The sequence below is a fragment of the Deltaproteobacteria bacterium genome, assembly GCA_019310525.1.
Lineage (GTDB): Bacteria > Desulfobacterota > DSM-4660 > Desulfatiglandales > HGW-15 > JAFDEE01.
Genome location: JAFDEE010000041.1, coordinates 1 through 22,398, shown reverse-complemented (window position 1 = coordinate 22,398; position 22,398 = coordinate 1). Strand labels below are relative to the sequence as shown.

The following is a 22,398-nucleotide window of genomic DNA, read 5'->3' as shown; positions in this document are numbered from 1 at the left end:
TCCTGCGGAAACCCTTTCATCCGCGAGGTACAGCCAACATCCGTTCCACTGCACCCTTCGCCTTCACCCGGATCTCCTCGGGTACGGTCACCACGGGTTGGAGGCTTTTTAAGGCCTCATAGATCTCCTTCAATCCTGTCTTTTTCATGTCCTTGCAGACCATCGCAGGGTCTGCGGGGATGAAGGTCTTTCCGGGATTGGCCTTGGAAAGGGGATGGAGGATGCCTGTCTCCGTCCCGATGATGAATTCTTCGTGATCCGATTCAGCGGCAAAGGCTATCATCCCTGAGGTGCTCTTTACAAGATCCGCTATTTCAAGAACCTCGGGCGGACATTCGGGATGGGCCATAAACAAGGCCCCGGGATGGGCTGCTTTGACTTCCAGAACCTTATCCGCCCGGAGGTTATTGTGGATAGGGCAATATCCCTCCCAGTAGTGAATGGCCCTTCCGGTCTGTTTCATGGTGTAAAGGGCCAGGTTTTTGTCCGGAGTCATAAGGATCTCTTTGTCCGAATCAATGGATCGGATCACCTGAACAGCATTAGCCGAGGTACAGCATATATCGCTCTCCGCCTTAACCTCGGCCGTCGTGTTCACATAAGAGACCACCACGGCCCCAGGCATTTCCCGCTTCTTTTCCCGTAACTCATCGGCCCCCAACATGTCCGCCATGGGACATCCGGCGCTCACTACGGGAAGCAGAACCCTTTTTTCCGGGGAAAGGATGGCGGCCGTCTCCGCCATGAAATGGACGCCGCAAAAAACGATGACCTCGGCATCGGTCCGGCTCGCCCGAATGGACAATTCCAGGGAATCCCCACAGAGATCGGCCAGGTCCTGCACTTCCGGCCGCTGGTAATTGTGTGCTAAAAGAATACCCTTCTTTTCCTTGAGGAGCGCCCGGATGGCCGCTCCCATTTCTTGAAGTTCCTGTGGATCATGACCATCCATGGAAATATCAAATGCCTCCCTAGCAGTTAACGGCCGTTCCGGTTCGGATTGGCTTGAGGATTCAAAGATTCAAGGGGTCAAGGGGTGCGACCCATATCATACATGATCCAGGGAACCCCCGGCCCTTAGAATCATCTTGGGATAAAACCTGACTACCTATAATGAATTTCCCTTAGACCCGTCAAGTGATTTGGAAGCGGGAAGACCCTGGCCGGAGTCTTTGACATGACCTTTTGGTTTTGAAAAAGGAAAACAGTAAAAGGTGTTAGTTCGATAAGTTAGGACACTTATCCAAAGTTGTTGATGACTTCTTTTTTATTGACCCCTACTTTTCCTTTTGATAAGGATTCCCGGGGTATAGATCCGTGAGAGAGTCACTGGCTGCAGATGGATCATCTCACCTGAAGGCTGACATGTTCCTGATCGGAGCGGAAAAGGCTTCACGGGTTCCGGGATCCGATACGGCCCCCGGGAGACCGTTTCTGAGGAGTGATGGCAAATCACTGATGATCGGAAAAATACTCAAACGGAGGTTCGAGACATGAAAAAAGTAGGTATTATAGGCGCCGGCAACATGGGAAGCGGGATCGTCCAGAAAACGGCCCAGGAAGGCCTTTCGGTCGTCATGGTCGACATCAAACCGGAGTTTGTAGAAAGGGGATTGGAGACCATCAAAAGCACGCTCCAGGAAGCGGTCGATCGGAAAATCTTCAAGCCCGAGAAGGTGGACGAAGTTTTGGGTCGGATCCGGGGTACCACGGACGTTTCAGAGACCCGGGACTGCGACTTGGTCATCGAGGCCGTTTTCGAAGACATGGCCGTTAAGAAGGACCTGTTTCAGAGGCTCGACGAGATCTGCGAACCTAAAACCATCCTGGCGACGAACACTTCTTCTTTTTCAGTGGATGAGCTGGCCTCAGCAACCAAGCGGCCGGACCGCTTCATCGGTCTTCACTTCTTCTATCACCCGGCGAAAAACCGCCTACTGGAAATCATCCCGGGGAGCCGGACTTCCGAGGAGACCACTGCGGTTTGCAAACATTACTCCAAGCTCACGGGCAAGATCGACATCCTGGTAAAAGATGCCCCCGGGTTTGCCGTAAATCGCTTCTTCGTCCCCTGGTTGAACGAGGCCACCCGCATCCTCGAAGAAGGAATCGCCAACATTCCCACCATAGATAAGGCCGCCATGGACTCCCTCGGCATCGGGATGGGGCCGTTCAAGCTCATGAACGTGACAGGCATTCCCATCGCCCTTCATTCCTCAACCACCCTGGGAGACAAGCTGGGGCCCTTCTATGCGCCCTCGGCCAGGCTCAGGGAACAGGCCGGCTCCGGCGAACTCTGGCCTCTGGAAGGCGAGATCCAGGAAGACAGGCTCCAGGAGGTCGCCGACAGGCTGCTGTCTGTGGTGTTTTTCGTCGCCTCTTCACTCTTGGAGGAAGGGGTCTCGGACGTTGCGGACACGGATCTGGGGGCCAAGGTGGGTCTCCGGTGGAAAAGGGGACCCTTCGAGCTGATGAACAGGGTAGGAATCGACAAGGCCTATGAAATGGTCCGGAGCCTGCTCGAATCCTGGCCCTCCATCCGGATCCCCGCCACCCTGGAACGTCAGAAAGAAAAAAGAGAGCCTTGGGAGATCCGGTACGTGAAGTATTCCCGGGACGGCCGTGTGGGAAGGGTGACCATAGCCAGGCCCGACGCCATGAACGCTTTGAACGAGACTGTCGTCAAGCAACTGGAAGAGGCCTTCATACAGGCAGAATCCGATCCGGAAACCGAGGCTATCATCCTGGATGCCACCGGGAAGGCCTTTGTTGCGGGGGCTGACATCGGTTTCTTCATTCAATGCATCAAGGAAGACCGCCTGGATGACAACGTGGCCTTCACCGCATACGGCCAGAAGGTCCTCCAGCGCATCGACGATTGCAAAAAACTGGTGGTGGCAAAGATGGAAGGTCTCGCCCTCGGGGGCGGACTGGAATATGCCCTGGCGGCGGATGTCATCGCCGCCTCGCCCAAGGCCGTGATGGGATTTCCCGAGACAGGGATCGGAATCTACCCGGGCCTGGGAGGCACACAGCGACCCAGCCGTTACATCGGGAAAGAGCTGGCCAAGTACTTGGTCTTCACGGGCAGAATCATTTCCGCCGAAGAGGCCCATGCCATCGGACTCGTTGATTATCTCTTCTCCCCTGAAGAGATCGAGGAAAAGATCAAGTCCGGGATTTCAGACGGAACCCTGGTTCCCAACAAGGGACGAAAAGAAGAAGAACTCCCCGAGGAATGGCGGAAGATCAAGGCGCTCTTTTCAGATGACAACATACCAGGCCTGCTTGATGGCAAATTCGCCGAAAGCGATGATCCTCTCGCAGCAAAGACGGCCAAGATCCTCTCCACCAAGGCCCCGATCGCCTTGAGGCTGGCCAACCAGATCATGGACGAAGGTTACGGGAAACCCCTGGCTGAAGCCACCCGGCTGGAGCTGGATCATCTCAAGGAGATCTTTTCCACCAAGGACGCCCTCACGGGGCTTACGAGCGTCGGGAAAGGCCGACCAGTCTTCGAGGGGAAATAACCAGCCCCAGGGCCCACAAGAAAAATCGAGCAGCCTGTCTTTTTGTATCTCTGGGAGAATATAACTCCCCATGAGGTCAGCAGATTAGAAGGCTACTCGCACCACCGGAAAATGGGCATGGGGATCTTTTCGGAAGTGACCTGTTGGGAGGCCTGCCAGATAGCAGCAGGTAAACCTTCGTTATTTCATGGGGTTAGGGATGGGGGTGACCCGGGAACGAGGAAAAGATCCCCATGCTCCTTCCGTTTCCATAACACCCGGTGAGCACTTCATTTCGATAACAGCTTCCGCGAAGGCCGATGGCGCCTTTTCTTTCGTTCGGAGGCTCCCGGGCTGGTGTTTTCAGCGGCTTATCAGCAGGGGCCACCGGCGCCTCCACATTCTCCCGCTCTCTTAGAGCGTGAACTGCGGCTTCCCCTACTGATAAACCGCGAAAACGACAGCGCCCTTCCGCCGGTCACTCCAGAAAAGGGGCCATCGACCCTTGATCGAGCCATCCGTTTTTCCATCCTGGCTTAGGTATCGAGGGAAAGGGCGAATATCGTTATATCGATGAGGGTGAGCCGTCGAGGTTACGAGGTGGGTTCCAGCCTGTTATTATACGTCTTTGGCAGATTCAGCATCTTCGCCTGGGCGGCTTCCAGTATGGAATCGCGAATAAAAGAACTTGCTTCCAGAATCTCTATACCGATCAGCTCGCCTTTGTCATTTAACTCTGCCGTAATATTCGGACTTAACTCAACACTGCCTGCTTCCTTTTCATCAGAGATTACCAGATGCAGAATATCTTCTTCTTTGAAATAGTTCATTCTTGGTTTATTCATGTTTAAACCTCCCCGCCTTGAGGCGGAAATTTATCTGCTGACGTGTGGTTGTATGAATTGTGATTGGTATTATCTCATTCCCCTTTTTCTCGTAAGGAATCAGGACCAACCATTCATCGTGCCGTCCCACTACGATCATCCTATGTGTAATTGTATCAAAATACCTTTCTGCCGAATACCGCAATATATTTTCAATCTTGACGAGATCGAATCCTCTGAAATCAGCCCTATATTTCATATAAGTAGTCCAGGTGATGGAAAGTTTTTCTGGAGCTTCCAAATCAGCCTCCGACTGTCATCTCTCTGATCTTTAAAAATTCAACCTATATAACAATCGGAATGAGGTCTCTATGGCATGGCTGGAGGGCCTTTAGGATTCAACAGCGATACTGACCGCCTTTTCCGTCGTCTCCTTGAGCCTGGTAATCAGTGAGCGGATGAGGCTTTTCAGTCGTGGTGATATGGAATCGTAGTCCCTTTGGAGATGTTCGGTATCCAGCACCCCTACTTTCACCTTACCATCCGCGATCACGGAGGCAGTGCGGATCCCACGGCTCCCCCCCCAGAGGGTCATCTCGCCGAAGATCTCTCCCTCCCCCAGCGTATCAATGGTCACCATTCCCTTGGGGGTCATCTTCTTTACTTTTACCTGTCCCTCCAGGATGACGTATACCCAGTCCCCGCTCGCCCCTTCCCTGATCACGGGGATGCCGTCCTCATAAATCTCTTCCTTGGCCAGGTATCCGAATATCACATCCTCGACTGCCATTTTCGTCTCTCCTCTTCCTTATGCGGGCATCAGGAAGAAACCGAGGTCCTTTCCCGACTGGTCATCGATATCCGTGATGGACATACCCAGGAAAAGTGTGCCCGGCACGTGACCCGGCTTGACCGATACGATCCTTGCGGAAAAATGGAGGGGTTTGCCGTTTGGAAGGATGGTCTCGATCTCAAAGGAGTGTCCCTCCTTGTAAGGGAATCGCCGGACGTTCCTAGGTCGGATCTCTATGCCTGCCCCTCCGAGACTGATATCCTTTATGGTCCCTTCCATTCGCCCCCCTTCCAGGGCCTCCACCGCCCGCAGGTGGGCGCGCAGATCGACTTTCTTCCGGTAAAAACGCCTCTGGGAGGCCCAGGGATCCTTCTGCCCTGGTGATGCCTTCTCTTTTCTCCGCTTGGAAATCAAGTGGGGCACCAGCCTGTTCATGCGCTTCAATCTTGATAATGTCTGGTCCGCGATGAGTTTCAGGACAGGCGGCATCTCCTCGTATTCCCTGGCGATCAGGTTCGGGTGCCACACTTCGAGGACCGTCTCTTCAAGGGCCCGGGCCGTGGCCGTCCGCCGTTCCACGGAACGGCTCAGAAAAACCATCTCTCCGATCACATCCCCCTCGCTGATGGTGGTAAGAGGGATCTCCGTATCCTCCAGCTCAACCAGCACCTGAACCTTTCCTGACAGAACCTTGTACATGGAGATGCCGTAATCTCCTTCCTTGACGATCAAATCGCCCTTCTTGTATCTCAGGCGATGAGGAGCGGGCTCAATACCGTCAATGCCTTGCTTGGTCATCTCCACAACCCCTTTCTTCGAAGTTTTCAAAGCCGATGGGGAATACTTCGATTGAGGCGAATCCCCGAGAGATCAAGGTTTACGTCGTAAGCGAGGATCTCAACACCCGCTTTTACAGCCTTCCGGAGCTCCTTGCCGTATGCCGGATCAATGTGATCCGCGGGGCTGAAGACCTCGGCATCCATACGCTGGATCAGATAGAACATCACGGCCCGGTTACCGGAACGAACCTCAGCCTGCAGGTCCCGGAGGTGCTTAAGGCCCCTTTCCGTGACAGCGTCCGGGAAATAAGCCGTTTTCTCTTCCACCAGGGTGCAGTTTTTGATCTCCACATAACACTTGGAACGGCCGCTTTCGAGGAGGAGGTCTATCCTGGATCGGTTCCCATAGTTAACCTCTGATCGGATCCCTTCAAACCCGGAGAGTTCCGGCACCTCTCCGGCCGCGACGGCCTGCTTCACCAAACGGTTTGGAACCCCCGTATTGATCCCCACCAGGGATGACGGCATAGCGATCAGTTCCCAGGTGTACTTCAATTTTCGCCCGGGGTGGTTATGTCGGGAAAGATAGACCGTCCGTCCGGGTTCTGAACACCCGAGCATGCTCCCGGTGTTGGGGCAAAAAGCAGTAACTCGGTGGCCGTTCCTCAATCTGACCTCAGCCTTGAAACGCTTGTAGCGTCTTATCAGGGTTCCCTGGATCAGACGTGACCACTTCAACACGGCCTTTCCCGGCGGCCCTCCCTTTTCCCTTAGAGAGTCCTCCCCACGTCTCTCTAAAAGATCCTTCCGGCGACAATTCAGCGGACTCATCGATCCCCTAAATACTGGAGGGCGGGCAGCCGGTAGCGTCTCATGATCTCCTGGTTGACCAGATCCATCTCCCCCGGATCCACGTAAATGACCCTCGGGTGGTCTTCGAACTCGATCTTGTGAAAACCTTCCACCGGATGCTTCAGGGCCTCGGGGACATCCTCCAGTTTTCGTATGGGTCGGTTATTGATCCTGGAGACCACAAGATCTGTAAGATTCCCGTAACCGATGGTACAGGATGTCCTGAGGACCCTGGAAAGGATGACGATCTTTTCCCTGCCCCCAAGATCAAGGGTGTACTGATTTTTCTGGTAATACACAAGGGAGACGGGAGCCTTGAGATTCCACTGGGCCCCATACTCCCTCAAATAAGGGAGGGAAAGTTCCTGTAGAACCAGTCCACCCAGGATCACGTACCGGGGAGGTGAATCAGGCAGAAACGGGGGCACGGGGAGGTCTTCAGGTGGAATGTATTCCGGGAAAACCTCCTTTTCCATCACTTTCCCATTCCTGAATATTTTCAGGAGAATCCTGTCCCCATCATGGAACTCGCATCGAATCAGGTGAGCCAGGGATATCTTTCCGTACAGGGGATGTTCATAGTTCCCGTAACGGTCAACCGGGCGGCCTCCCATCTCCATGATCACATCCCCCACGCGTATCCCGGCCTTCTCCCCTGCACTCCCTCGGGCCACCTCCCGGACATAGACGCCGTCCAGTGTTTCAGGTATCCCGATAAACCTTCGCAACTGGGGATCAGTCATGGCGGAGACCCGCAACCCCAACCGCGGAAAACCCCGGTATACCCCGCCTGAGGCCCCCTGAAGGAAATGCAGGATAAGGGGGGCGGGGATTATGTCAATGCTCTGGGCCTTGGCGTCGTATCCCATGAGGAGTCCGGCGAGGCTCCCCCTCCTGGTTACGGGGAGAGTGAAGTTGGCGAAACGGAACTGGAGGGAGCCGTTCAAACGATAGGCAAGGAAAGCGCTCCCGGAAGGATACCGGAGCAACTCGATTGAGGTGACAGGTCCACTGGTGGCGACGACATCGCCGTTCCGTTTCACCTGAAGGACCTTTAAATGATCTCCTTCCACTGTCTCTGTAGTGATTTCAAGGGGTTTCATATCGGCAAGGAACTCCTGGTCCAGGGGTTCCAGCAGGGCCAGGTTGGCTTCGTAATCAATGACCGATACCTTGGCCCTTCCCTTCTTTCCGCTACCCAATTTTTCCAGTTCCACGTATCGGTGATTAGCCATCATCCAGGCTGTCACCAGCACCTTCGGGCCCCTGACCACCACCCCTATCCCTGTATGCCTCGAAGGAGCCCCCTGAAGCCAGGGGCGATGGAATTGATAGTTCTGCCGAACCACATTGACCCGGACCAGAGAATTGACAAAGGCACTCCCTCCCCTCCAGCCGGTCTCCGGCGTCCTCCTGAAACAACATCCCGAAAGAACCATCAGGAGGGCAATCCCTCCTAAAACGGCCCGTTTTGCCTTCAGCATCCTTTCTCTTTCCTCTCTTTCATCTTCGGGAGCCTTTACCACCACCCGGCTATTTCAAACCCGCCCGCTTTTCTTTCCATTCTTCAGGCACAAAAGAATCCCCCAGGTAAGACTCCCGGAGGACCCCGTACCGACGTAAAATTCTTTCCCGCGCCACCTTGACCGCCTTCCCTTCAAGGACCAGTGGCCGGCCATTCCCCTCCAGCCGGATCACATAGCATTCCGAAGGTTTCTTAAAAGCCTCTGCGACATCCTCCAGGGTCCGGATTCTATGCCCGTTTACGGACCGGACAATGGAATTCACGAAGGGTTGGAGATATACGTTGATAGGATCCGGCAGGATCCTGCTCAATACCACGATTTCGGGGGTTTCGAGGTAAAGCTCTCTGTCCAGGTAGGAGGAGAACCGGTAGATAAGGTCCACATTCCGGGTCTTGGCCCTCTCCAGAAAAGGCCGGGACAGGGGCTGGAAAAGGAGACCCCCGAACAGGACGAAACGAGGGCGTACATCATAACGCAAGGCCTGCATCTGGAAAGGCCATGGCGCATACAAGGAAACGGTTACCTCCTTTGGCTCCTTTCCCCGAAGTATCTTGAGACGGACCTTGTCTCCCTTGAGCTTCCGTTCCACCACCTCGGCCATGTGCACCCTTTCCCCGTCCATAGCCACGTACCCGTCGCTCGATACAGGAAAGCCATCAATAGAGAGGAGGATATCGCCCTCACGAAGCATGTTGCCGCAAGGCCCTCCCCGGAAGACTTGGGTGATCATTACGCCGAATTCACCCGGGCCCAGGCCCACAGCGCGGCGCATTGCCCTGTTGATCAAAGGGAAATAACGGATTCCAAGGTCCACATACCGGTCGTAGCGCCCGTCTGAGATGTCCCTTAAAAATCGTTTGATCACCGGGACGGGAATCATGTATCCCACCCCTTGAGCGGCTTCTCCCCTGTATACCTGGAAGGCCACTCCCACCACGGCCCCATTCTGGAGAACCGGGCCACCGCTGTTTCCGGGGTTGACGGCGGCATCAATCTGGATGGCCAGGTGCTGATCCATCATGGAATGGGTATAGAGCTGATAATCGATGCGGGAAACCACCCCTCGCGTGACCGAGAGACGCTTGCCACCGATGGGATATCCCACTACATTTACAATGGAATTCAGGGCGGGGATTCCCCCGATCTTCAAGGGGACCGTTCCATCAAAAAATGATTCATCCTCCACCTTCAGCACGGCCAGGTCACAGTCATGCGCGATGAATCGGACCCCGGCCTCGAATTTCCTGGGATTTCCTTCCTTTTCCACTGCGATGAAACGGGCATCACTGACGATATGTGCATTGGTCAGGAGCCGATTTCCAGAGAGGATGAACCCGGATCCCGCCCTCTGCTCCATCCTGCCCGGATTCCAGGGTACGCTGTAATCCGGGACCTGTGCGATGACAGAAACCTTGACAATACCCTTCCTGATTTCAGAAATCCCCTCGGCGGCTTCGCTCACCCGGGAAAAAATAAAACAGCCGCAAACGACCGTAAAAAGATAAAGCATCATCAATGAAAAGGGCTTGCCTTTTCTGCTTAAGAACATCAAATCCCCCTTTTTTCCCTTGCAAGGGAACCCCTGTTTGAGACCATTTTCTCCGGTTGGGGAGGATTACCGAGCAAAAGGCCCTTCCCCGGCACCCTCCCACCTCATCTTCATACCGGAGTTCAGAGCGATCCGCAAGCCTGGATCGCCTTTCCGCTCTTCACTTAGGGTTTTCATCATCCCTGGGATCTGTCCCTTGCTTCTCTATCCAACTCCCTCCGAACTGCAAGGCCGATATTTTCCAAAGTATAAGGCTTCTTGACATAGGGCCCTGCGCCCAGACGTTGGGCTTCCTTTACCCGCTCGTTTTCCGAGTAACCGCTGGCTATGATCGCCCTTTGCCCTGGATGTATCTCAAGGATCTTCTTGTAGGTATCAAGGCCGTCCATTCCGGGGGACATGATCATGTCCAGCACCAGCAGATCCGCAGAATTTTCTTTAAGATACTCAACGGCCTCCTCTCCGCTTGCGGCGGTGGTGACAGAGTACCCCAGCTTAGAGAGCAATAAAGATGCGATCTCCCTCTGCTCGCGTACGTCATCGACCACGAGAATCCTCTCCCCCTTTCCCTTATAGGAATCCACGGAAACCGCTTCTGGTTTCCGTGCCATCTCTTTTCGGGTCACGGGAAAATAGAGGGTGAAGGTCGTTCCTTTTCCCACGGCCGATTCCACGTCAATATACCCCTCATGGTCTTTCACGGTTCCCCATACAACGGCCATGCCAAGGCCTGTCCCGCTTCTCCCCATGACCTTTTTGGTGTAAAAGGGTTCGAAGATCCTTTCCTGATCTTCAGGAGATATACCGATCCCGGTGTCCGCGACGGAAAGTACCACATAGTCCCCTTCCTTGACGTCCTCATACCCCCGAACAGGTTGATCCAGGTACTGGTTTCTCGTAGTAATGCGGATGGTACCCCTTTCGGTCATGGCTTCCGCGGCGTTTGAGACTAGGTTCATGACGGTCTTGGAAAGGTGGACGGAAGATCCCATGATATTCAACAAACCGGGATCAAGCCGGGTTTCAACCCGCACCCCTTCATGGTAGGCCATGATCTTCCTGTGCTCGGGACTGTTCAGATACTCGGAGACGATGTCGTTCAGGTTGACCACCTCGTTTACCGGGACCCCCCGCCGTGCAAGGGTCAAAAGATCCTGCACGATGGCCGCCGCCTTCTTGCCGGTATTCTGGATGGTCAGGATCGGCCCCCTGAGGGGGCTGTCATCAGGGAGTTGCATCAGGAGGAGATCCGGATAACTCACAATACCTGTGAGGATGTTGTTCAGGTCATGGGCCACGCCGCCTGCAAGGGTTCCAACCGCCTCCATCTTCTGGATCTTTCGGAGTTGAATTTCCGCATTGAGCCTCTCCTTTTCAAGTTCCTTGAGCTGGGTGATATCAAAGGAGACATGGTAACGAACCAGCCGTCCGTCGATCCAGCGGATGGCCCGCGCATAATTGACGTACCATTTTTTGGTAATGGGGTTTTCACCTTCCCAGACCACTACCCCGGCCGGATTGCCGTTCCTGTCCACCAGTCTGCTGGAAACGCACTGTTGGCAGGGCTTTTTTTCGTTCCTGAGGGCCTGGTAACATATCTCGCCTTCCAGCCCGTGGCCGAAGATTTCCTTCATGTAACGGTTCATGAAAAGGATTTTGAAGGTTTCCATGTCCGCCACATAAATGCCGGCCTCGATGCTGTCAAGGACCGTTAGGAGTGTGTGATGGGATTCCCTCAGGGCCTCGTCGGCCAGCTTGCGTTCCGTAATGTCCGAGGAGACCGCGACCATGCACTCTTCGCCCTTGAGCCGCATGGTCCTTGCAGAGAGCAGGACGGAAAATTCCGTTCCGTCTTTTTTCCGGAATGTCAACTCCAACCCGCTCACCCCGCCCCGCTCCTCCAGGATTTTCAAAAGCCTGTCCCGCTCCTTGGGATCAACATAGAGGTTCAAATCATAGGCCGTTTTCCCCAGGGCCTCTTCTCTGGAATACCCGGTCAACTGGCAAAAGGCGTCGTTGACTTCAATGAAACGGCCGTCTTTCATAGTGCTGATCGTGATGGCGTCGGGTGCGGCCTCCAGGGTCCTGCGGTAACGCATCTCGCTGACATCCAGTTCCTTCCTGGCCCTGGCCCGGAGCTGCTCCTGGGCGTCGAGGAGTCTTGCCAGGACCGCGTTGAAGGCCTTTGCAAGTTTTTGAAACTCGAGGTATCCGAGCTTGTCCTCTTCAAGGGACCGTCTCGATGGGTTCTCAGCGATTTCCAGGGACTGCTCGGCCAGGTTCTCCAGGCGAGCCCCCATCCTCCTGGTGATGAATAGAGACACCACTACTGTAAACAGGAAAACCGCACCGCAGAGCTGGGCAAGGGTGGTGACCAGAAAAAACTTTTCTTCCCTGAGGGGCCGGGTCGATGCCGCGTAATAGATCCCCGGGAAATCCTTGAGAGGCAAGAAAACACATTCATCTTGAAAGTCCTTTCGTCCAACCGGCTCCCTTTCCCCGGTCCGAAGGTTTACCCGGTATCCATGCCCCTGGAACACCAATCGGCCACCCAGGTTCCCTGAAATCCTGCTCCAGAACCGCTCGTCCCGGGCTAGATCGTAGACGGCGTAGCTGGTCCCCAAACGTTCGTCACTCCTCATGATGGGGAAAGAAATCAGGGTGAGGAGTTTCCCTTTTCCGAAATCCCTGAACATCTCCACTTTCACCCGTGCTGATTGCGAGAGCCTTTTTAAGTGAGGAACCAAAAAACGAAGTTCCGGATCTATTTCGGGCAGGTAACGGTCTTTCGCCCGGTCATGGACCAGGAACCAGGCCCCGCTTGAGCGGGGATAGTGCCGGGCCAATACCTCGAGTGCCTGACTCTCCACCCCCAGCATCATGCTGACCCTCAGGGTGTTGTCCAGGGCCAGCTCGCGGAGCCTGGATTCAAGCCCGTTGAACCGATCCATGAGGACCATGCATACCTCGACCTGCTTTCTCTGGAGCCTGTTGTAGAATTCACGACCCATGGTTCGCCCAAGGATCCCGTAAAGGATACCCAGGACCAGGGTAAGAGATAATCCCTGTAAAAGGATCAACGAGTAAAGGATGAATCTTGAAAATTTTCTACCAGCCCGCATACTCGCCCTCCCGCTGATCATCTTCCGGCCTGAACAACTTCATCCGCAGCCATCAGAACATCGGGGGGGATGTGAATACCCAGCTGTCTCGCACGATCCAGGTTGAAAACCAGGGCATATCGCTCGGCATCCTCGATGGGAATGGTTCCCGGGTCCTCACCCCTCAGGCACCGCACGGCCATTCGGCCGGCCTGCTTCCCCATGTAAAAGAAATCCACCGCCGCCCCGCCGAAAAGTCCCATGCGCGTGAAATCGTAGTTCACGGCGATTTCCGGCCGCCTGGAGTGGCGTGCCGTCCAGGCAAAGATCTCGGGTGCGGTATAGGTCTTTCCCCGGGCGTCCTTGAGCAGCAGGGCGGCGGGGTATATGGCGCCGATTTCAGGATCCTCATTTGTGGAAAGAATCGTGTTCCGGTAAGCTTCCCAGGATTTGACAAGTTTCATGTCCCAGGCGCAGGGAAGCGGTTCGCGACTGATCTCCTTCCGGACCTGGTTCATGACAGCCTTGCCGGTGGGAGAAGGATCCACCAGCACCCGAACTTTTCGAAGTCCCGGGAAAAGCCTGGCATGGACCTTCACCGCATCGACAAAGTGCAATTTTTCGTAGACCCCGGTGATGTTGTGCCCCGGCCGGGACCTATCCTTCATGAAAGGCGTAATGGCATTGTAATCCTCGGGCTGGCCGTTCATCCCGGAAAAGATTACGGCGATCGGGGAGTCCACCAGTTTCAGGGCAACGGTACGAAAGGCATTGTCATCCAGGGTGACGAGGAGATCCGGATCAAAGTCGCGGATCATATCCAGAGCGATTCTTGCCTGCCATTCAATGAGTTCCGGCGTGTTGTTTTTCCGCTTCGTATCCATGTAATAAGTTCGAAGAACCAGGTTTTTCCCTTCCTCGAATCCCGCCTCCTTTAGGGCCGCAATTACGCCGTCATGCTGTGGCTGGCCGCAGACGTGCCCCTTCTCGTAACTGTGAAGGATAAAAAGGCTGCGAGGCGTATCTGATGCTGAAGAAAAAGAAGGGATCAATCCTCCCCCCAGGAGAACAAGCACGATTCCGGTAATTCCGACGATCCTTTTCATTTTCTCTCCTTTTCTCGTCCTGGAATTTTGGCAATCTCAAATAATTGCATCTTTCGCGCCAAATCTCCATCAGGAAGGCTTCTTTTGTTTTCTCACTCTCAAACGGTCCTTTTCATGGAAAGGCACAAAAAGAAAATAAAGGCTGGGAGTTGCTTTCTGTCAAATCTTTGACAGGAAAGGAATGGTCTTTCAAACTCTGAAAAAAGTTCGATCTTAAGGCCGATCCTCCGGGAGCCTTAGAACGAAAGAAAAGGGGAGACCTTTGAAAAACGTTCAATTTTGTTCAAGATCAAGGAAGACGAAATCAAGATCAAGGAAGACGAAAATTTTAACCACAGGAATACATTGAGTATTTCGAGGATTAAAATTTGAGTCTGACGCAGAAATTGAGCAAAAGGGGGCGTTTTTCAAAGGTCTCAAGGGGCCATCGGCCTTTCGGAGGTTGGTATCGAATTGAAGTATTCGCCGGATCAGATTGAAGGGGCATGGGGATCTTTTCCTCGTTCCCGAGTCTCCCGGCCTGGTTATTTCAAGGGGTTAGTGACGGGGGATTCTTGCCCCCTCCGCCGATCTCCCGCTTTTACAAGCGGGAGCCGGGGTTTCCCCCATCTCTAACCCCATGAAATAACGAAGGCCTCCCAACAGGTCACTTCCGAAAAGATCTCCATGCCCCTTCTCCCGGTGGTGCGCACAATGGTTTCAGGGAAAGCGCTTGATCCAGAAAGGGCCTGGGAAAAGGCCCATTGTCATTCACTAAAGAGAGTCAGTTACGGTTGAAATTCCCGATTACCGAGGCTTGATGTTTTCAGTCTTTTTCTCCTTGGGAGGATGGTTTGAACAAGGGCCGATGGCCCCTTTTCTGAAGTGACTGGCGGGAGGGCGCGCAGCTCACGCTCTTCTTAGAGCGGGAGAATGCGGAGGGGGCCGGCCCGCCAGGAAGCGGCGGGCAAGTGTCCCCCGCTGATAAGCCGCTGAAAACACCAGCCCGGGAGCCTCGGAACGAAAGAAAAGGCGCCATCGGCCTTTCGGAGGGAGGTTGGTACCGAATTGAAGTGCTCACCGGGTGTTATGGAAACGGAAGGGGCTCGGGATCGAGTAAAGCCAGGCGTTTTTCAAAGGTCTCCTTTCAGGGATCCTTCTCCACTTGCAGGCCGGATTCCACCCAGAGGCCGCCTTACGAGCCGAACGTCATCTATGTAAAGGGTTTCAGGACGGTGAAGTGCCTTTGTGAACAGATAGAGTCCCCTAATATGCCCCAGATCCATTTCGCGGCTTCGGGGGGCCTTTCTTACGGCAACGAGGAGAAAAATCGTCCGCAGGGGACCTTCATGGCATGACGGCCCGGTTTATACCAGATCTTCCGGGGAATGACCATGCCCCCGGCGATTCCGGATCAAGGGAGGCGAATCGGAGCCCTTCATGGAACCACCCATTTTCCCTAAGGATTCCACCTGATGTAAGGATTCTTCACGAGCTGTGCATTGGTGTAACGGGGGTCACCTGAAACTTCTTCTCCAATCCACTCGGGCAAAGGGATCTCTTGGTTTTGATCTTGGATCTCCACCTCCGCCAGAACGAGGCCCTTGTTTTCACCGGAAAAGACATCGATCTCCCATACAAATCCCCCGTGCTCCACCCGGTATCGCGTCTTTTCTATGAGCGGCCGGATGCAGAGGGAGTCCAGCATCTCCTCGGCGTCCTTTACCGGAATCTCATACTCGTACTCCGGGCGCTTGAGGTTTTCCGGGGCGCCCTTTATGGTCAGGAAGCCCTTGTCTTTCGTAGCCCGTACCCGAACCACTCGCTCCTTCTCAGTTGAAAGGTATCCCTGTCGGTAAAACACCCCCTTGACCTTACCTCTCCACCCTTCACCCTTGACCAGAAATTTCCTTTCGATTTCAACGGCCATTTCTCCATGCTCCTCCTTAACCTTTACCTAAACTGAGCGTTTCAAAATATTGATGAGATAGCTTAATCAAATATATCATCAGGAATCGCTCAATTTGGGTCCCATAAACCTGTTATTCCTCCCCCCCGCACCCCGCCTTTTTTGGGGGCGGAGGATCTTTACATTCCTGAATCGTGCATTATATTTTTCACATAATCAATGGAAAACCAAATTTTACCAAACACTTGCCGGTCGAGGAGGGACCCGGCTGCCCGGCGGTTCTTCACCGGCGCCGGTTAAGTCGCCCCTCGGAAGCGGCTTAGAACCACTCGAAAGGAAAGGAGTCGATATGCAAGACAATATGCTTGACGGCCTCAAGGAGGTCCTTCTCATGGGACCAGGCCCCTCCTGCGTTCCGGACGCCGTTTACCGGGCCCTGTCCAGGAAGACCATCGGCCACCTCGACCCTTATTTCATCAAGATCATGGACGCCATCAAGGTCCAATTGCAAAACGTGATGAAGACATCCAACCCCGTTACCCTGCCTGTTTCGGGCACTGGCTCTGCTGGGATGGAATGCGCTTTTGTGAACCTCATAGAGCCTGGCGACCCGGTCCTGATCCTGGTAAACGGGGTATTCGGTCAGAGGATGAAGGAGGTGGCCTCCCGTCTCGGGGCCGAGGTCGACACACTTGAATACGAGTGGGGAAGGCCGGTGATCCCTGAGGACGTGGAGAAAAAAACCTGTGCAAAACATTACAAGGTCGTTGCGGTGGTCCACGCGGAGACCTCCACCGGTGTCTGTAACCCCGTGGCTCAGATCGGAGGCCTCCTTAAAGGTTCTGAGAGTCTCTTTCTGGTGGACGCGGTCACCAGCCTCGGCGGCATGAAGGTCGCCATGGACGAGTGGGGGGTGGATGTCTTATACAGCGGCACTCAGAAGTGCCTCTCCTGCCCTCCCGGCCTGGCTCCCATCTCCTTTTCCCAGAGGGCGGTCTCCGCGCTCCGGAACAGGAAAAGCAAGGTTCCCAATTGGTACCTGGATCTCACCCTGATCACCCGTTACTGGGAGGGACACACCAGGGTCTACCACCACACGGCCCCCATCAATATGCTCTACGGCCTATACCAGGCGCTTCGACTCATCCTCGAGGAGGGGTTGGAGAAGGTCTTTGAGAGGCACCGGGAGAATCATCAAGTGCTGGTATCCGGCCTGGAGGATATCGGCTTGAAGATGCTGGTCGATCCTTCCCACCGTCTTCCCATGCTGAATGCGGTTCTGGTCCCGGACGGTGTGGATGAGGCGGCTGTAAGGAGGGAACTTCTCGAAAAGCACAAGATCGAGATCGGAGGGGGACTGGGACCACTAGCCGGTAAGATCTGGCGGATCGGCTTGATGGGTCACTCGGCCAGGGCGGAAAACGTCAAACGGTTGATGCAGGCACTGAAAGCCGTCCTCGGGAGGTAGAAAGTTTCAGGCTTCAGAGGTCAGTCCGATGGACTCCTTCCCGGGGATGAAAAGGAGAGACGGAGGCCTCCTCTCATCCCATTTCCAAAGAATTCTATCCGCGAAGCTGTCTGGCGGGATAAGGCAGGGGCTTGGAAAGGACAGTATCCGATCTTCTTTTGGGAATCCCTCCCTTTTGACTCTCCGGAGCGAATTCCTTTAACGATAACTCTAATTCACGCAGTTTTGTGTAAAAATTCTTCTTGTGCATGCCGGTGATCTCAAGGGCCTTTTTCAACTTCCCCTGTGCCGCTGTTATCACTTCTGAAAAATACTTGATGTCGAAATCCCTGAGGGCCTTTTCTTTGGCCCTCCGGTAGATGTCCAGCCCCAGCCGGCTATTGATTCCCAACAGGTTTGCGACATCCCGATATTGAATCCGGCCGTCCAACGACCTTTCACAGAGTTGTTGAACTACATACTTCAACTGGCGAACGTTACCAGGCCATTCGTAATCCGAAAGAGCGGTGACGGCATCCGGCGCCATCTGGAAGGTTCGGTTGTGCCTAAAGGAGAATTCTTCGATAAAATGCCATGTCAATAAGGGAATGTCTTCCGGGTGATCTCGAAGGGGAAGGGTCCTGATGCGTGCTCCTGAAATGCGAAAGTAGAGATCCTGTCTGAAACGGTTCTCCTGGCACATCGTTTCAAGGTCGCAATTGGTGGCGGAAATAACACGTACGTCCGCCTTCCTCGTGCGGGAATCTCCCACTCTCCTGTACTCCCCGCTGTCCAGGAACCTGAGCAGCTTGGCCTGAAGGGAAAGGGGTAGATCCCCGATCTCGTCGAGAAACAGTGTTCCACCGTCCGCCGAACCAACGCAGCCCCGGGTTGATCGGACTGCGCCCGTAAAGGCACCTTTCTCGTGTCCGAAAAGCTCGCTTTCCGCAAGTTCTCCCAGAGTGGCGCAGTTTACGGGGAAAAATGGTCTCCCGCGGCGTCTGCTCCGCTCATGGATCTCCCTTGCAACCAGTTCCTTTCCTGTGCCCGTCTCCCCCTCCAGAAGGACGGGAAGATCCGTAGGGGCCAAAATTTCGATCTCTTCACGGAGATGCCGGATGGCCATGGAAACCCCGATGATGGGCATGCCGCTTACGCTTCTCCCTGCCCTGTCCGCCAGGGCCTGTTCCATCCTTTTTGAATAGAGTCCGGCATATACGGTGTAGTTGAGTTGCTGGGCACTGAAGGGTTTAAAAAGGAAATGGGCGATACCCATCTGTTTGCACCGGTCGATCCTGTCCTCATCCGGCTCTCCGGTCATGATGATGATCTCTGCGTTCACCATGTTGTTTTGTATATGGGAGGCCACCTCGATCCCGTCCATTTCCGGCATCACGAGATCAAGGAGGACCAGATCAAAATCGTGGCGATGGAGCAAAAGCAAAGATTTTTTGGAGGAATCACACGTCTCGACCCTGTATGCTTCCCTCTCCAGGACGGTGGCGGCGAAATCCAGGATTTGAGGGTCATCATCAATCACGAGAATCCGGGTATCATTGCCGGCACTCATCGTTCGCCCCTTTCTCCTGTGAACAGGGAGCTTTTTCCTTCAGGCTAGCGTGTAACTATCCATGAAACCAATATGCAATGAGTAGTGCAATAAATATGCCAATTTGGCATAATCTATATTCAACCTGAATCTGTTTTATTTTCAAGTAGATAGGGGGGGGTAAATTTGAAAAACAAAAAGTTTATTATTTTGTTTGGATTTTTGACATTGCGCCCTTCGCTCTGGGCGTCCTCTTATCCGCAGCAAACGTTCAGAACGAAGGTGAGTGAGGGTTCAGGGGTCTTTGGATCGCGGGCTTTCGATCTCTTGATCCAGGGCCTTCCGCACCGCCTTCATCAGCTCCTTCATCTCAAAGGGCTTGAGAATGGTTACCATTGCTCCCGCCCTCAGGGAATCTTCTAAAAGGCCGTTTGCGGAATACCCGCTTGCGACCAGTACCCTTACACCGGGATCCATTTCTATAAGCTTTTCCAGACAGCGCTTCCCGCCCATTCCAGGCATTACGAGGTCCAGAATAACCAGGGCGATTTTCTCCTTGTTTTCTCTATATACCTCAAGGGCCTTTTCTCCGCTTTCTGCGGTAAGCACCCTGTAGCCGAACCTCTGAAGCATTTCGGATCCGGTTTTTCTCAACATATCGTCATCATCCACCAGAAGGATCGTCTCCTTGCCGCCGGGCAAGTCTTCATCCTCCCTTCCGCCGTTCTCTTCCCTCCCGGAATGGTCTGCTGCAAGGACAGGCAGATACACCCTGAAAGTCGTACCCTTCCCTGGTTCACTCTGACAGGTTATGTGCCCGCCGTGATCCTGGACGATCCCATAAACCGTTGAAAGACCCAGGCCGGTTCCTTTCCCGATCTCCTTGGTGGTGAAGAAGGGTTCAAAGATGTGTTCCATCGTCTCCTTGTCCATGCCCACGCCCGTATCCGAAACGCTCAAACAAACATATTCGCCGGGCTCCACCCACAGGTGGCTATCAGCGTATTCCTGGTCCAGGATCACGTTCCCGGTTTCAATGATAAGTTCGCCCCCTTCCGGCATGGCGTCCCTGGCGTTAACCGAGAGGTTCATCACCACCTGGCCCATCTGGACGGGGTCAGCATTGATCATCCGCAGATTCGGGCCTTCCCTGAACTGTATATCGATCATTCGGGGGATGGTCCGCCTTAGGATCTTGATGCCCTGCCGGATCTCCCGGTTGAGGTCAACAGGCCTCTTACGGCTCTCCACCTTCCGGCTGAAAATCAGGAGTTGCTGGAGGAGGTCCCTGGCCCGCCCGGCCGCCTCTTCGATGCCCTTCAATCGATCCCAGTCCACATCGTCCGACCTCTTGTCCATCAGCAGGATCTGGGTATAGCCGTATATGGCCTGAAGGAGGTTGTTGAAGTCGTGGGAAATGCCGCTCACCAGGGTCCCGACCACCTCCATCTTCTGGGCGTGCCTGAGTTGGGTCTCCAGCTTTTTTTGCTTTGTGATGTCGCAGGCGATCTCGAATCTTACATCCCTTCCGTCCGGCCAATCGATGATCCTGTTTGTGACCAGGAAATCCCGATCGGTCCCCGGCCAACGGTTCTCGAACTGGATGGGCTTCTCCCTGTTCTTAAAAAGCAGCTCGTTCTTGCAAAAATCGCAAGGGGAATCAAACCCGTGAAACTCCTTGTAACAAACGCTACCCACGGGATCCTTCCCCAGGAAATCCCGCAGGGCCTTGTTGGCGAACAACACCTCGTAGGTCCTTGGATCCGAAACATAGATGACCTCATTGATTCCATCGAAAATGGTCTGCATCTGCCGCCACTTATCCCTGAGGATCTCTTCAGCCCTCATTCTCTCCGTAAGATTGGTCATCATCAGGAGTAGTTGCACGATATTTCCACTGGAATCATGCTGGGGATCCACAGACAATCCGACCCAGAGAGAATGTCCGGCACGGTGCCTCATCATCAAGGGGATGTCCCGCACGGGTTCCCCCCTGTTGCAGCGTCCGAGGAGTTCCATTGCTTTCTGTAACCCTTCAGGAGTATCCGCACACAGATCCAAAGCACTCATCGTTTTCAGGGTCGCCCGGTCGTAACCGAAGAGCCTTTCCGCGGCCAGGTTGCAGTCAACAACAGTGCCTCTCTCGTCCGGGCGGACTGTGAAATAAGCGCTGGGAGCCATTTCATAAAGGTCCCGGTACCGCTCTTCACTGGCCCTGAGCCTCTCGATTCCTTTCTCACGCTCCCGCCTCATATCCACCGCATAAAGGGCAAGGGCGAGGTCTCTTGACAGCTCTTCGAACAATTCCCGGATATCTCTGTTGGCGGCAAAGAATGAATGGAGCGTTACGCACATCATGCCGTATATCCTGCCGTTATGCTCCAGGCGTCCCGCAAGGGCTCCCCTTTCATTGTAACGGCCCCATAGGGGACAATCCTTGCAGGAAAAAATCATCGATTCCATAACCAGTGCCTCCGCCTGCCTGAAAGCTCTGCGTGCGCAACGGGGAAATCGACCGTGGCGGAAGTTCTGAATCATTTCTTTAAAAGGCTCCCCAATGCCTGCATCGGAGGCGAAGAGAAATTCCCCTGACTCGTCAAGCAATGCGATCCAGGCCGTATCGAAAGAGAGGGTATTTATGAGGGCCCGGCATACCTCTTGAATCAAGCTTTGAGGATCTTTCTCTTTGGTTATCAACTGATTGACACTTCGGAGCCCCCTTAGCACAGATACCAGATGTTCCGTTCGTTCCCGGGCCTTTGTCTGCTCTGTAACATCTTCAATCGCCAGGAGGATTCGTTCCGCCCCATCATCGGAGGCCAGGACCCTGGCATTGAGCCGCATGACTTTCCGCCCGATGGTTTCAAAGTCATGCTCCACTTCAAAGTCCTCAAAAAAGATGTTTTCAGAAAGAACTTCTCCGAGAAGTTTTCTCAATCTAGGGATATCCCATTGTCGATTACCGAGGGCGAACAATTCGAAACCAACCGTGTCTTCAGGTGTCACCCGGAAAGTCCTGTAAAAAGACCTATTCCTTGTTTCAGGCGAAGTATCTTCTGCTCCATCTCTTCTATTTTTTGCTCCATTTCCCTGCAAATCTTATCGCTCATTCTTCACTCTCCCCTGATATCGTCCGCTTTCACATTAACAGGCTGTTGAAAAAAACAGCAAGCGCAGCAGTTTCTAAACAGCCTCTTTAAACCGCCAGTCTGCCGTGAACCCTTACAAGCCACTGTATCGGCAACTGTGAGGAAGGTTCTTGGAGCTTATGTGTCAAAAAAATTGTCCGGATCTTTCCTTCTTATTGAGCCTCACGGGTAAACCCGTGGTCCCCCAAAATACCCGTCTTCGCCTTCGGGGCGACATCACGCCGCGGCACAACAATTGTTTGCACATTCACCCACGGATAAGTCCGTGGTCTCCTGCGAAGACGGATAATCCTGAACCTTCACTACCCCAAGCTATCGGTTCCACC

The 22,398-nt window shown here is 54.0% G+C and carries 16 protein-coding genes; 3 read left to right on the top strand and 13 right to left on the bottom strand.

From position 1 onward, the window contains the following. Positions 1-16 precede the first annotated feature (16 nt). Positions 17-919: a quinolinate synthase NadA gene (gene nadA, locus JRF57_09560; GenBank protein ID MBW2303946.1), complete on the bottom strand. Its 903-nt coding sequence runs from the start codon at positions 917-919 to the stop codon at positions 17-19. Between the two features lie 574 nt (positions 920-1,493). Here nadA and JRF57_09555 point away from each other — a divergent pair. Next, a complete protein-coding gene (locus JRF57_09555; GenBank protein MBW2303945.1) occupies positions 1,494-3,530 on the top strand; it encodes an enoyl-CoA hydratase/isomerase family protein in 2,037 nt (678 codons plus the stop codon). A gap of 572 nt (positions 3,531-4,102) precedes the next feature. Here JRF57_09555 and JRF57_09550 read toward each other — a convergent pair. The 9 genes from JRF57_09550 to JRF57_09510 form a co-directional block, all read right to left on the bottom strand. After that, positions 4,103-4,354, bottom strand: coding sequence for a DUF2283 domain-containing protein (locus tag JRF57_09550; protein MBW2303944.1), 252 nt, complete (start codon positions 4,352-4,354; stop codon positions 4,103-4,105). Next, the gene (locus JRF57_09545) at positions 4,347-4,592 is read right to left on the bottom strand and encodes a hypothetical protein (protein ID MBW2303943.1); all 246 of its coding nucleotides are present in this window, start codon (positions 4,590-4,592) and stop codon (positions 4,347-4,349) included. The genes JRF57_09550 and JRF57_09545 overlap by 8 nt, the downstream gene beginning before the upstream one ends. Before the next feature lie 132 nt (positions 4,593-4,724). Next, positions 4,725-5,123, bottom strand: a complete 399-nt coding sequence (locus tag JRF57_09540) for a cyclic nucleotide-binding domain-containing protein (protein MBW2303942.1) — start codon at positions 5,121-5,123, stop codon at positions 4,725-4,727. 18 nt (positions 5,124-5,141) lie between these two features. Then, positions 5,142-5,924 (bottom strand): cyclic nucleotide-binding domain-containing protein, encoded by a 783-nt coding sequence (locus tag JRF57_09535; GenBank protein MBW2303941.1) that lies wholly within the window; start codon positions 5,922-5,924, stop codon positions 5,142-5,144. Between the two features lie 26 nt (positions 5,925-5,950). Further along, on the bottom strand, positions 5,951-6,736 hold the full coding sequence (sfsA, locus tag JRF57_09530; GenBank protein MBW2303940.1) for a DNA/RNA nuclease SfsA: 786 nt from the start codon (positions 6,734-6,736) through the stop codon (positions 5,951-5,953). After that, positions 6,733-8,241, bottom strand: coding sequence for a PDZ domain-containing protein (locus tag JRF57_09525; GenBank protein MBW2303939.1), 1,509 nt, complete (start codon positions 8,239-8,241; stop codon positions 6,733-6,735). The genes sfsA and JRF57_09525 overlap by 4 nt, the downstream gene beginning before the upstream one ends. A 49-nt stretch (positions 8,242-8,290) precedes the next feature. Then, entirely contained in the window at positions 8,291-9,832 is a 1,542-nt protein-coding gene (locus JRF57_09520; protein MBW2303938.1) for a trypsin-like peptidase domain-containing protein, read from the bottom strand. 176 nt (positions 9,833-10,008) lie between these two features. Further along, positions 10,009-12,954 (bottom strand): PAS domain S-box protein, encoded by a 2,946-nt coding sequence (locus JRF57_09515; GenBank protein MBW2303937.1) that lies wholly within the window; start codon positions 12,952-12,954, stop codon positions 10,009-10,011. 17 nt (positions 12,955-12,971) lie between these two features. Then, positions 12,972-14,039: a hypothetical protein gene (locus tag JRF57_09510; protein MBW2303936.1), complete on the bottom strand. Its 1,068-nt coding sequence runs from the start codon at positions 14,037-14,039 to the stop codon at positions 12,972-12,974. 950 nt (positions 14,040-14,989) lie between these two features. Between JRF57_09510 and JRF57_09505 the strand changes: the two genes are divergently transcribed. After that, on the top strand, positions 14,990-15,376 hold the full coding sequence (locus JRF57_09505) for a hypothetical protein (protein ID MBW2303935.1): 387 nt from the start codon (positions 14,990-14,992) through the stop codon (positions 15,374-15,376). Between the two features lie 101 nt (positions 15,377-15,477). On the opposite strand, the gene JRF57_09500 is transcribed toward JRF57_09505, so the two are convergent. Further along, positions 15,478-15,948 carry a CYTH domain-containing protein gene (locus tag JRF57_09500; protein MBW2303934.1) on the bottom strand — a complete coding sequence of 157 codons (471 nt, stop codon included), beginning with the start codon at positions 15,946-15,948 and terminating at the stop codon, positions 15,478-15,480. A 340-nt stretch (positions 15,949-16,288) separates the two neighbouring features. Here JRF57_09500 and JRF57_09495 point away from each other — a divergent pair, with 340 nt between their 5' ends. After that, a complete protein-coding gene (locus JRF57_09495) occupies positions 16,289-17,395 on the top strand; it encodes an alanine--glyoxylate aminotransferase family protein (protein ID MBW2303933.1) in 1,107 nt (368 codons plus the stop codon). Positions 17,396-17,489: 94 nt separating this feature from the next. Here JRF57_09495 and JRF57_09490 read toward each other — a convergent pair whose 3' ends face one another. Then, positions 17,490-18,944 carry a sigma-54-dependent Fis family transcriptional regulator gene (locus tag JRF57_09490; GenBank protein MBW2303932.1) on the bottom strand — a complete coding sequence of 485 codons (1,455 nt, stop codon included), beginning with the start codon at positions 18,942-18,944 and terminating at the stop codon, positions 17,490-17,492. A 273-nt stretch (positions 18,945-19,217) separates the two neighbouring features. Further along, a complete protein-coding gene (locus JRF57_09485; protein ID MBW2303931.1) occupies positions 19,218-21,929 on the bottom strand; it encodes a response regulator in 2,712 nt (903 codons plus the stop codon). Positions 21,930-22,398: the final 469 nt, after the last annotated feature.

Excerpts from the sequence above, each read along its gene's own strand:
- JRF57_09525 (MBW2303939.1), bottom strand. The coding sequence starts at position 8,241 with ATGCTGAAGGCAAAACGGGCCGTTTTAGGAGGGATTGCCCTCCTGATG.
- sfsA (MBW2303940.1), bottom strand. The coding sequence starts at position 6,736 with ATGAGTCCGCTGAATTGTCGCCGGAAGGATCTTTTAGAGAGACGTGGG.
- nadA (MBW2303946.1), bottom strand. The coding sequence starts at position 919 with ATGGGAGCGGCCATCCGGGCGCTCCTCAAGGAAAAGAAGGGTATTCTT.
- JRF57_09535 (MBW2303941.1), bottom strand. The coding sequence starts at position 5,924 with ATGACCAAGCAAGGCATTGACGGTATTGAGCCCGCTCCTCATCGCCTG.
- JRF57_09510 (MBW2303936.1), bottom strand. The coding sequence starts at position 14,039 with ATGAAAAGGATCGTCGGAATTACCGGAATCGTGCTTGTTCTCCTGGGG.
- JRF57_09540 (MBW2303942.1), bottom strand. The coding sequence starts at position 5,123 with ATGGCAGTCGAGGATGTGATATTCGGATACCTGGCCAAGGAAGAGATT.
- JRF57_09515 (MBW2303937.1), bottom strand. The coding sequence starts at position 12,954 with ATGCGGGCTGGTAGAAAATTTTCAAGATTCATCCTTTACTCGTTGATC.
- JRF57_09545 (MBW2303943.1), bottom strand. The coding sequence starts at position 4,592 with ATGAAATATAGGGCTGATTTCAGAGGATTCGATCTCGTCAAGATTGAA.
- JRF57_09550 (MBW2303944.1), bottom strand. The coding sequence starts at position 4,354 with ATGAATAAACCAAGAATGAACTATTTCAAAGAAGAAGATATTCTGCAT.
- JRF57_09495 (MBW2303933.1), top strand. The coding sequence starts at position 16,289 with ATGCTTGACGGCCTCAAGGAGGTCCTTCTCATGGGACCAGGCCCCTCC.
- JRF57_09500 (MBW2303934.1), bottom strand. The coding sequence starts at position 15,948 with ATGGCCGTTGAAATCGAAAGGAAATTTCTGGTCAAGGGTGAAGGGTGG.
- JRF57_09520 (MBW2303938.1), bottom strand. The coding sequence starts at position 9,832 with ATGTTCTTAAGCAGAAAAGGCAAGCCCTTTTCATTGATGATGCTTTAT.
- JRF57_09555 (MBW2303945.1), top strand. The coding sequence starts at position 1,494 with ATGAAAAAAGTAGGTATTATAGGCGCCGGCAACATGGGAAGCGGGATC.
- JRF57_09490 (MBW2303932.1), bottom strand. The coding sequence starts at position 18,944 with ATGAGTGCCGGCAATGATACCCGGATTCTCGTGATTGATGATGACCCT.